At 43.3% G+C, this 11,127-nt stretch carries 10 protein-coding genes; 9 read left to right on the forward strand and 1 reads right to left on the reverse strand.

The genetic code is table 11. From position 1 onward, the window contains the following. Positions 1-85 precede the first annotated feature (85 nt). From betT to ACT3QN_RS05330, 6 genes are all read left to right on the forward strand, one after another. Positions 86-2,131 (forward strand): choline BCCT transporter BetT, encoded by a 2,046-nt coding sequence (gene betT, locus ACT3QN_RS05305; protein WP_444520549.1) that lies wholly within the window; start codon positions 86-88, stop codon positions 2,129-2,131. A 218-nt stretch (positions 2,132-2,349) separates the two neighbouring features. Continuing rightward, a complete protein-coding gene (locus ACT3QN_RS05310; RefSeq protein WP_444523931.1) occupies positions 2,350-2,838 on the forward strand; it encodes a M48 metallopeptidase family protein in 489 nt (162 codons plus the stop codon). A 124-nt stretch (positions 2,839-2,962) separates the two neighbouring features. Next, on the forward strand, positions 2,963-3,385 hold the full coding sequence (locus ACT3QN_RS05315; protein ID WP_444523932.1) for a tetratricopeptide repeat protein: 423 nt from the start codon (positions 2,963-2,965) through the stop codon (positions 3,383-3,385). Positions 3,386-3,426: 41 nt separating this feature from the next. Beyond that, positions 3,427-4,569, forward strand: coding sequence for a flavin monoamine oxidase family protein (locus tag ACT3QN_RS05320; RefSeq protein ID WP_444523933.1), 1,143 nt, complete (start codon positions 3,427-3,429; stop codon positions 4,567-4,569). Between the two features lie 82 nt (positions 4,570-4,651). Further along, complete coding sequence (locus ACT3QN_RS05325; protein ID WP_444523934.1) at positions 4,652-5,590, forward strand: DMT family transporter; 939 nt, start codon at positions 4,652-4,654, stop codon at positions 5,588-5,590. Between the two features lie 122 nt (positions 5,591-5,712). Next, positions 5,713-6,126, forward strand: a complete 414-nt coding sequence (locus ACT3QN_RS05330; protein WP_444523935.1) for a PaaI family thioesterase — start codon at positions 5,713-5,715, stop codon at positions 6,124-6,126. Positions 6,127-6,337: 211 nt separating this feature from the next. On the opposite strand, the gene ACT3QN_RS05335 is transcribed toward ACT3QN_RS05330, so the two are convergent. Then, positions 6,338-7,027, reverse strand: coding sequence for a Crp/Fnr family transcriptional regulator (locus tag ACT3QN_RS05335; RefSeq protein WP_444523936.1), 690 nt, complete (start codon positions 7,025-7,027; stop codon positions 6,338-6,340). 85 nt (positions 7,028-7,112) lie between these two features. Between ACT3QN_RS05335 and ACT3QN_RS05340 the strand changes: the two genes are divergently transcribed. From ACT3QN_RS05340 to ACT3QN_RS05350, 3 genes are all read left to right on the forward strand, one after another. Beyond that, positions 7,113-7,904 carry a class II aldolase/adducin family protein gene (locus ACT3QN_RS05340; RefSeq protein WP_444523937.1) on the forward strand — a complete coding sequence of 264 codons (792 nt, stop codon included), beginning with the start codon at positions 7,113-7,115 and terminating at the stop codon, positions 7,902-7,904. A gap of 7 nt (positions 7,905-7,911) precedes the next feature. Further along, positions 7,912-8,784: an alpha/beta fold hydrolase gene (locus ACT3QN_RS05345; protein WP_444523938.1), complete on the forward strand. Its 873-nt coding sequence runs from the start codon at positions 7,912-7,914 to the stop codon at positions 8,782-8,784. A 711-nt stretch (positions 8,785-9,495) separates the two neighbouring features. Continuing rightward, positions 9,496-11,127 (forward strand): ESPR-type extended signal peptide-containing protein (locus ACT3QN_RS05350; RefSeq protein WP_444523939.1); only part of this gene is annotated, 1,632 nt, incomplete at its 3' end.

The raw sequence follows: 11,127 nt of genomic DNA on the forward strand, positions 1-11,127 counted from the left end.
ACGGTTATAGGTCATCAGTCTACCATCAGACGATGCCGGACAAAGCAATATCGGACCCTGTTTAATTTACCTATTGAGGTCTTTTATGTACAGTTCGCCATCACAAGATGTGACGAAACCTTTGAGCCTGAACAAAACGGTGTTTTTGGGCTCTGCTATTATTTCTATTTTATTGATAATCTGGACCATTGCTTTTCCAGATTATAGTGAGACTTTACTGAGCGCGAGCATGGCGTGGGTGTCAGATAAGTTTGGTTGGTACTACATGCTGGTGGTTGCTGCTTATAGCATTTTTGCGTTGTTTGTTGGTTTTTCTAAGTATGGCGATATCAAGCTTGGTCAAGACCACGAAAAAGCGCAATTTCCGTTTTTAGCGTGGGCGGCCATGTTGTTTTCAGCGGGTATCGGTATCGACCTGTTGTTCTTTGGTGCCTCTGAACCTTTGATGCATTATTTGACCCCGCATACTGGTCTAGAGCCTGCTAGTGCTGAAGCGATGCGTGAAGCGCTTGCTCAGACTTTTTTACACTGGGGTTTGCACGGCTGGGGTATTTATGCACTAATCGGTATGGCTTTGGCTTACTTTGCTTATCGTAAAAATATGCCACTCGCGCTACGCTCGCCGTTGACGCCGATATTTGGTGAACGTTTAATCAAAGGCTGGCTAGGTGATGGTATTGATACCTTTGGTGTCGTCTGTACGTTGATGGGTATTGCGACCAGTTTGGGTATTGGAGTGCTACAAGCCAATGCAGGTTTGACCCATGTATTTGGTATCGAATCTAGTAAAATGGTTCAAGCGCTCATCATTGTCGGGGTTGTTGCCGCAGCTGCTATTTCTGCGATGACAGGTGTTGAAAAAGGCGTCCGTCGTCTATCTGAGTTCAACATGCTGTCGTCAATTTTGCTATTGCTTGCTATATTGGTAATGGGTAATACGGTATATCTATTAAATACCTTTACTCAAAATATTGGTCAATATTTCCAGACCATCATTTATAAAACCTTTGACGTTTATGCTTATGACGGTGCTGCTGGTGCCGAGTGGAAATCTTGGTGGACGATATTTTTCTGGGCATGGTGGGTTGCTTGGGCGCCATTTGTAGGTCTATTTATTGCACGTATTAGCCGTGGTCGTACTTTACGTGAGTTTGTATTTGGCGTGATGTTTATTCCACTTGGTTTTATTTTTGCATGGTTCTCTATCTTTGGCAATTCAGCGATAGACTTGGTTGCCAATGGTGCAACGGAGCTAGGTGAGATTGCGGTCAACGATGCTGCAATGGGTATGTTTGCACTGTTTGAGTACTTCCCTTACAGTGAAGTGCTATCTTTTGCAGGTGTGATCATTGGTTTGATATTCTTTGTGACGTCTGCTGACTCAGGCGCGTTAGTATTAGCGAACTTGAGCTCAAGAGGTATGACCAATGATACTGATGCTCCTGTTTGGCTACGTCTGTTTTGGGCGGCAGCGACTGGTCTTATTACGTTAGGATTGTTGTTTGCAGGTGGTTTTGCCTCATTGCAGTCGGTCTCTGTCATTGCAGGCTTGCCATTCTCCATTATTCTTGTGCTCTATATGATGTCTATGTGGAAGTCGTTAAAGGAAGAAGGCAACAAGCGCAAAGCCAGCACCATTGGTACGGCTAATGTACTAGATAGTGGTAAGAGCTGGAAAGCACGCTTACAACGTATTGTGAGCTTCCCAGGACATGCACAGGTTGAAAAATTCTTGCATAGTGTTGTGATGCCAGCGATGTCTGAAGTCGAAAAAGAGTTCAAAGCAGGGGGGCTTAAAACCTCTTTAGATACCAAAAATCTTGCTAGTATTGGTGAAGGTATCGATGCAGTCATGGATCAAGACAGTGGTCAGGTGGATGGTTTGAAACTGCGTGTTGGTCATGGTGACGAAGACGACTTCATTTATGAGGTCAATCTCATCAAAGCTGAGCGTCCAAACTTTACCTTAAGCACATCAACTAAGCACGCAGAGTACTATTATCGTGCGGAAGTGTTCTTAAGTGAAGGCTCACAAGAGTATGACTTGGTTGGCTACTCAAAAGAGCAAGTATTGGTTGATATCTTGAATCAGTATGAACGTCACTTGCAGTATCTACATTTAGAGCGTTAGTCAGATTTTTAAGTAAAGCTATCAGCAAAAATGTCCCCATAAGTTGAATGCAGCTTATGGGGTTTCTTTTTATGGATAACTACTTATAAACAACTATCGTTTGAATTGAGGGTATATTCCAAACAAGTAGGAAACAAGCACCGCAAATATAAGGTAAAATCTTTAAAAATTAAATTGATCGACTGATACGCTGCAACGTATTAGCAAAGGATAAATTTGTGACCAAATTAAAGTACATTTCCCATTATTCAGAGCAGATTCAAACTCAAGCTGCTCAGCTTGTTAGTGACGGAAGGTTGGGCGAGTATCTGGGAAAAAAGTACCCGAATCAGCATCAAATCCAAAGTGACAAAGCGCTCTATCAATATATAAATGAGATAAAGAACCAATACATGCGTAAGATTGGTCAGCTCTCAAATGTCAGCTATAGCAGTAAATTGAAAGTGTTGAAGCATGCACTGGGTATTCATACGACGCAATCGCGCGTACAGGGAAGTAAGCTCAAATCGCACAATAGCATCACGGTTGCCAGCTTATTTAAAGACGCACCGCCAGAATTTTTGCGCATGATAGTGGTACACGAGCTTGCTCATTTTAAAGAGCACGAACATAACAAGGCTTTTTATCAATTGTGCTGTCATATGGAGCCTGAATATCATCAATTGGAGCTGGATACACGACTGTGGCTTCATTGGCGCGATTTATGACTCTAATCACTATATAACTAATCTATTATAAGTATCGTGCCTTCTTCTAAGAGGTCATCTGAGTCGCTAGAATTACGTTATACTCTTAACCACACAAGATATAGTCTATAAAAGGTTGTAAACAATGATCAATACCAAAATATATAAAGCCATTTACACCTTAGCTGAAGAGTTATTAGAAGCGGATCGCAGAGGCAATCAAGAAAAATTTGATTCGCTATATGCTGAATTAAAAGCCATTTGTACTGACAATGAAGATACGGACAAAGACCACCCAGAACAATGGGAGACGCTTGCTGATTTCACGGAAGACTTAGACGCAGCATTGGTAATTTATGACAAAGCACTAGTAAAAGCCACTGAGATAAATTCAAAAGACCATCTGTCATCGATTGCTTTTTCGATGGCGGTGCTACAGCTTGAGACGGGCGAAAAAGAAGCCGCTATCCAAAGTCTGCAAAATGCCAAAATCTCAGCCAATAAAATAGAAGACAAAGAGTTTAAGGTTGAGATTGATGAGATGCTTACTAAGTTGTTAGCTGAGTAGTTTTGACTATAGTCAATCCTCTATAAGTTGGGTAATCCGATATGCAAGACATACCTGTGATAATCGTTGGTGGTGGGTTAAGTGGGTTATATGCTGCCTTTTTATTAGAGCAAAAAGGCATAGCGTATAGACTGCTAGAGGCGCGTAATACCTTAGGTGGTCGCATTGCAGTTGCTAAATTTTCAGATGCGCATGCTACTAATGACAGTACTGATGTCGACCAAGCAGAATCAAGTGCCGCGTTCGATTTGGGGCCATCTTGGTTTTGGCCTGATTATCAAACGCAGTTGAGTACGCTTATTGAATCGTTGAATTTATCGCGATTTGCGCAGTTCGAAGACGGCGATATGATGGTTGAGCGCGCTGCCGGTCAGCCACCTGTGCGTATGCAAGGTTACAAAAGCGCACCACCTTCTGTGCGGCTAGTCGGTGGTATGAATGCGTTGACTGATGCACTATATACTCGCTTAGATGCTAGTTGTGTCATGACTAATCAGACTGTGCAGCAATTGAACAAGACGTCTCAACATATTGAGGTACAGAGTCAAGATAGCGCTGGGCATGTGACGACGTTCAGAGCACAGCATGTGCTACTTGCGTTACCGCCTCGATTGGTAGAAAGTCAGATAGCATTTCAGCCAGCGCTACCACAAGATCTAAGTGAACAGTGGCGTAAGACAGCTACTTGGATGGCACCCCATGCCAAATATGTCGCTGTTTACGAATCACCATTTTGGCGAGATGCTGGTCTCTCGGGTGCCGCGCGCAGTGCGATAGGGCCGCTCACTGAGATACATGATGCCTCCACACTAGAGGGCGATGGGGCATTGTTTGGTTTCTTTGGGATTCCTGCTCAAGTACGACAGAGCGTCTCTGATACGGTGCTAAAAGAACATTGCCGTGCGCAGTTGGTGCGACTATTTGGTGAGCAGGCAAGTAACCCAAAAGCTGAGTATCTCAAAGACTGGGCACAGGACCCATTGACAGCGACGCCTGCTGATGCCAGTGGTAACGGTCAGCATGCAGTAGCACCATTATCCAAACCAACGACGGGTGTGTGGCAAGACTGTCTAACAGGTTGTGGCAGTGAGTGGTCAGCGCAGTTCCCTGGCTATGTCGCTGGGGCCGTTGATGCAGCAACCGTCGCTGTACAAAGCTTACCTGCCAACATTTTGCACCAGTAGCTATTAGGGTGTTGGCTGTTACAAGCTATTATAAAGGCCATCCAATATGACTCAGAAAGTTCATCATCCAATAGGATAGTCGATGAATGACTCGCTCAAACAAACAAGAACTCACAAGACCACTTGGCTGGTGCCTTTTGTTTGTCTACTGGCAGGCGGTGCACTTACTGGTATCTCGACCAATGTGGCAAAGTACGCTATCGATGTAGGTCTCACCCCATTAGGATTTTTGTTTTGGTCGATTACTGGCGCTGCTGTTATTTTACTGTTGATAGCGCTTATCCGAAAAGAGCTTCCTCCTTTTAGTGCGCGTAGCGTAGAGTATTATTTTGTCGCGGCGCTTGTTAGTGTCGCGGCTGCCAACTTGCTGTTGTTTTCTGCTATTCCTCATGTGGGTGCAGGCTTTGTCGCTTTAATTCTGTCATTACCGCCACTGCTAACTTATCTGGGCGCGCTGATACTGCGTATAGAGAAATTTTATACTGTCCGTGCGCTTGGGGTCATCGCGGCACTTATTGGAGCAGGGGTATTGGCTGTACATAAATTCTCTGCACCAGATTCTAGTATATTTTGGATTTTAATTGCGCTTTGTGGTCCAGTACTACTCGCTATTGGCAATATATATCGGACGTTACGCTGGCCGGATAATGCATCTTCTAGTGCACTTGCTCCAGGTATGTTAATGGCGGCAGCGCTGCTGCTAGGTTTATTCAGTATGATGTCAGAGTTCTCTATTGCTGTACCTTTAGAGGGTTGGTTGCCGCTAAGCTTGATAGTTATACAAGCAGGCGTATTTGCCGGACAGTTTTTACTATTATTCCTGTTGCAAAAGACAGGCGGGCCTGTGTTGCTGAGCTTGTTAGGTGCGGTAGGAGCCCTTGTGGGCGTGCCCGTCGCTATTTTTTTGCAAGGAGAGCGTCCTCCAGAAGGTTTGTTCTTAGGCGCTACGTTGATAGCTGTTGGCGTGGCACTGGTGACGTGGGGCGGCGTAAAAATAGCAAGCGTAAAAGCAGAGGTTTAATAAATGTGTATAGGCGATAGCACTAAATTATAGAGTTATTAAAGTGGCTACGCCCCTGTTAGTATTTTCTATTTTGTTAATTGGTTACAATCAACATGGATCGTTAAATTCAAGGAAGAGTTATGTCTGCAACCAAAGAAGAGATCAGTGCCTTTATGGCGTTGGAGTTTCCCCAGACCAAATGTGTCATTGAGGCAATCAGTGAAAGTGGTGCGACCTTATCGCATGCTATTGGTATCGATGAGCTGCGCCCTGGTGGCACAGTATCTGGCCCTGTCATGATGGCTGTTGCTGATGTCGCTATTTATGTTGCGATACTTGGAAAGATAGGCATCGTCCCACTGACAGTGACAACAAGCTTGACCATTAATTTTTTACGTAAGCCATCAGCGGATGCTCGTATTATCGCTGAATGTACTTTATTGAAAGTAGGACGTACGTTGATAGTAGGCGAGGTATCTCTTTATTCGGAAGGGTCTGATGATGTGGTGGCTCATGTGGTTGGCACGTATTCGGTACCGCCTAAGCGGATTTAGAGCTAGGCTTAAAGTTTCTATATTTTATAGAGCGGCCAGCTTATTAATTAAGATACTAATGATACATACTTCGATTTCATCTTGCTTTTATTGGCTAGCGGTGAATAATAGCCTGCACCTTTTATACTGCGTTTAAATTTAGCGAGCCACTAATTGTTATCGTAACCCGTGTAGGTTTAATAATAGGTGCAACATCAGCCACATCTTCCGGCTAGGCAGAATTCATCATCGCCATTAACTGTGGCTTGTTTTTTATGGTGATAAAACCATAGTGCATATCGATAAAATTTTGCTTTTGCCACAATTGAATGATTTTATTAATGGTTTGTCTAGTAGTGCCGAGCATAAAACCCAGCTCCTCTTGTGACAAGCGTAAATCTATCTTGATATTACTTCCCATTTGCTTACCATAAGTGTCAATCAGTCCAATTAACATGCTAGCCAGTCGTGCTGAGGTATTGAGTGAGGTAGCATCGTCAATCCAATCAAATGCTCGGCGGATTCGCTCACAGGTAATAAGCGCGAGGTGCTTGTATAAAATCGGATGCAACTGCGCCGTCTGAATGACTAGATGTCTAGGAATTGAGATTAGCGTTACTTTGTTAGTCGTCCACGCATCATGGGTGCGAGGGTTGTCATCTATGATAGATATCTCACCGAACCACTCGCCACTAGATAGATGCGCCAGCGTCATAGCATGGCCACTAGCGCTCACATTACAGACTCTAATCGTACCCGACACGACAAAGTGTAGCGCTGCATCATCGTTGTCACCGATGGCATGAATCATCTGACCTTTCTGATATACCTTGAGCACAGCATTGTCTGCCAGTAGCGGCTGCACAATGGCTGGTAATTGACTAAACCATGGGTCGTTATTTAAATAATGATTGATATTCATAAGTGTAATATCTTTGACAGATTTGAGTTTAAAAAATGGTGTAGAGTGATAGCTCGGGATATCTAAAATAGTAAAGGAATACAACATGCAAAAAACTATGCAAACCGCGACATCGACGGATTCAACATCGAGTGTACACCATAATATGAGCGAACAAGAGTGGCAAATGCGCGTAAATCTTGCCGCTTGCTATCGAATGATTGCCTCTTATGGCTGGGACGATCTGGTATTTACTCATATCTCTGCGCGCGTACCAGGGACTGAGGACGAATTCTTAATCAATCCATACGGTATGCTATTCGAAGAGATTACCGCCTCTAGTCTGGTCAAGGTCAATAAAGCGGGCGAAAAAGTAGCGCCATCAGAGTTTGATGTCAATCCAGCTGGATTTATCATTCATAGTGCCGTGCACGAAGCTCGTGACGATGCGCACTGCGTCATTCATTTGCATACTAACGATGGGGTTGCTGTATCTGCTCAAGAAAAAGGCTTACTACCCATCTCGCAACAATCATTATTTCCATTATCTAACTTGGCATACCATGACTATGAAGGCGTCGCATTAAACCCTGAAGAAAAGGTCCGCTTAGTTGATGATTTAGGCGATGCTCATTTTATGATTCTGCGTAATCATGGTCTGCTCACTTGTGCCGATACGGTTGCCAATGCGTTCTTGTACATGTATATCATGCAAAGAGCCTGCGAAATTCAGATCAAAGCGCAGAGTGGGGGCGGTGTATTGACGCGGATACCAGCACAAATATTGGCCAGTATCCAAGCTGCATCAGAGCAAGTGACGCGAGGTGCAAATGGTGATATCGCATGGCCTGCATTGTTGAGAAAACTGCGCCGCACTGACCCATCATTTGAGGAGTAAGTCCCTAATGATATCTCTTGATGAGTGGCAACGGCAGGGGCAATTTGAATTTATTCATGGGCACCAAATTTTCACTCGGTATGCAGGAGATAACAGTGCGCCTGTACTGCTATTGATTCATGGTTATCCTAGTGCCAGTTGGGACTGGGAGGGCATGTGGGATGCGCTCACCGAGCGTTATTATGTCATTACCCTCGATATGTTGGGGTTTGGATTATCAGATAAACCCAAAAATGCGCGCTATCTAATCAGTGAGCAGGCCGATATTTATCAAGCTGTTCTACGAAAGCTGGGCGTCAGTGATTATCATATTTTGGCGCATGACTATGGTGATACGGTGGCTCAGGAGCTGCTGGCAAGACAAGTCGAAGGGAATGTTAAGCGACACATTGCTAGCGTATGCTTCTTAAATGGTGGTCTGTTCCCTGAAACGCACAAACCTATTTTGGTGCAGAAGTTACTGCTATCGCCATTAGGTCCCCTGGTATCAAAGCTGATTAATAGACAGAAATTTGCAAGCAGTTTACAGCGGGTTTTTGGACCCGACACGCCGCCTACGTCAGAGGTAATAGATACATTATGGCAACTGTTAAATCATAATGATGGGTTGGGTGTGATGCATAAGTTGATTAATTATATACCTCAACGCCAGCAGTATCGCGAGCGATGGGTAAATGCGATTATCAATAGTACTGTACCGGTGAAATTGATCGCAGGTGCCAAAGACCCTATCTCAGGTCAGCATATGATTGATCGTTATCGGCAATTGATACCCAATGCTGACGTGACCAATCTAGCTATGTTAGGTCACTACCCACAGATAGAAGATGCTACAGCTGTTACCATGACTTACTTACAGTTTAGAGCCGATATTATTTAAATACGATTAAATTTAAAAAAACGCAGAACACCAAATAGTGTTCTGCGTTTTTTTATGCGCGTTGAGTAAGTCGCTTTGTTTTGATTTGCAATCTAATAGTTATATTCCATCAATCTCTTACCGTGATAGTACGTTATCTACATATGGCTGTTCGATCAATTTTTAGTTGCGTCTCAATCAGTAGTCAGCCCAGCACGTTTTAGCAAACTTTAGTTCGCAATATTTCAAGCAACAAATATATGCGAATGTTGCTTTTTTGTAAAAATATCAAAAAAATATCTGATAAAAAATATTTTTCCAAGTTGCTACAATCTATAAACCATTGGTTTTCTCCTGTACTGAAATACTAATATAGCATAAATTCAATTAATTTAATATAAATATTCGTATTTAGAAAATTATTTTTAAGTATATGTTATTTAAAACATTTAATGTTAGTGATTATTAATTACATTCGGTGTTTGGATAGTTTTATAAGTTTTTACTTATTTATTAAATAATATGAATATATAGTGTCTTTACTAGTTGATTATTTTTTTATTTATTATATATTAATATATGAAAGTATTTAATTTGTTAATAACCTACTTAATTGTTTCTAGGATGAAAACAAGAAATATTATTTTTACGAACTAATGTTTATATACACAGCAGGTGTTTATATTTTCCGTTTTTATAGCAGTTCACTAAATTAATAAAGGAATATTTATTATGAACCGTAATTATAAAGTTATCTGGAATAGATCATTAGGGTGCTTCACGGCTGTCGCAGAGTATGCAAAAAGCCGAGGCAAACATTCAAATTCAGCTGTAACGTCAGTCTCCAGTCCAACAGGTAATAGTAGCGTTGCCACCTCAGGTGCCAATTTATGGCGGCTAAGTACACTATCGGTCGGGCTAGCAGTAGCTAGTATGACGATGTCACCACAAGCTATGGCAGTCTCAGTGGTTACACCTCTTTCGCCAGGTATAGGGATTTCCAATAATTCTTGTGTCAATTCAACTGACGCCTCCAGTAATCTCGCAATTGCTATTGGTTGTTCGTCAGAAGCGACTGGCGGAGATTTTAGCTTACTGGATGCAGGTAACCCCAATAATGGTGCGGCAGCTAACGGTAATATTAACCTTGGTGGGGTTATATACTCCGCTGATGCACCAGATCCAAATTTAGCTCCAGCTACAAGTTCATCAACTGCAGTCGGTAGTAATGCAGCCGCTACTGGGAGTTTATCAACGGCTTATGGTAGTCAAGCACGAGCTACGGGTGGATCCACTGTCGCTTTAGGTGTGGCTGCTGTCGCTACCGCTGATGGCGCTATTGCTACAGGACTACAATCAGCAGCAACTGGTCAATTTTCACAAGCTAGTGGTGTGGTTTCTTCTGCTACTGGAGATGCCTCTACGGCCATCGGTCATTCGTCTCTGGCTGAGGGCTATCGTAGTATTGCTATTGGTGCTACAGATATAGCTAATGATCCTTTGGGCTTTGGTGGTTATGGCTATAATGCTTCAGATGCTACTGAAGCCACTGGTGATAATGCGATTGCTTTCGGTGGTGGTGCAAAAGCCTTAGGTGAGAGTACTATTGCTATTGGTAAAGATACCCAATCTGTTTTAGAGGGAGCAACTGCAGTCGGTAGAGATGCAAATGCTGCTGGTTTTAGTACGGTTGCTGTGGGTGATAATAGTACAGCTAATCAAGTTGGAGACGTTGCTATAGGGATAAACTCCATTGCGACAGGTGGCGGTGCAGATAATATTGGTGCTGTTGCATTAGGCGCAGACTCGAGCGCATTAGGAAATGGTAATATTGCTATCGGTGATAATTCAAACTCAACGAGTGGAAATCGTGCAACAGCTATAGGCTCAAATGCGGCAACTACAGGTAGTCGAACAACAGCGATAGGCTTCAACTCATCAGCAATTGGTACTGCGGCCACCGCTTTAGGAGATGCAGCCAGAGCGGAAGGACGGTTTGCCGTCGCTATCCGCGGACAAGCTACTGCTGAGAATGCCATTGCACTTGGCGGTCAAGCCACTGCTGAAAATGCAATGGCACTTGATGGTGCCGCCTCTGCTGAGAATGCCATTGCACTCGGTGGCACCGCCTCTGCTGCTAACTCTGTTTCAATAGGACAAGGTAGCTTAGCAAATGGTACTACATTATCTACAGCTGCTTATCAGCCATTAGATGCAAATGGCAACGCTATTTCTGTTGCACTACCCACTGCCACAGCTGAAGTAAATATTGGCAGTAGACGTCTAACAGGTCTAGCCGCCGGTGCTAACGATACTGATGCTGTCAATGTTTCACAATTGAAGGCTGTTGATACTAAAGTCAAC

Source organism: Psychrobacter sp. AOP7-C1-14 (assembly GCF_052376135.1).
GTDB lineage: Bacteria > Pseudomonadota > Gammaproteobacteria > Pseudomonadales > Moraxellaceae > Psychrobacter.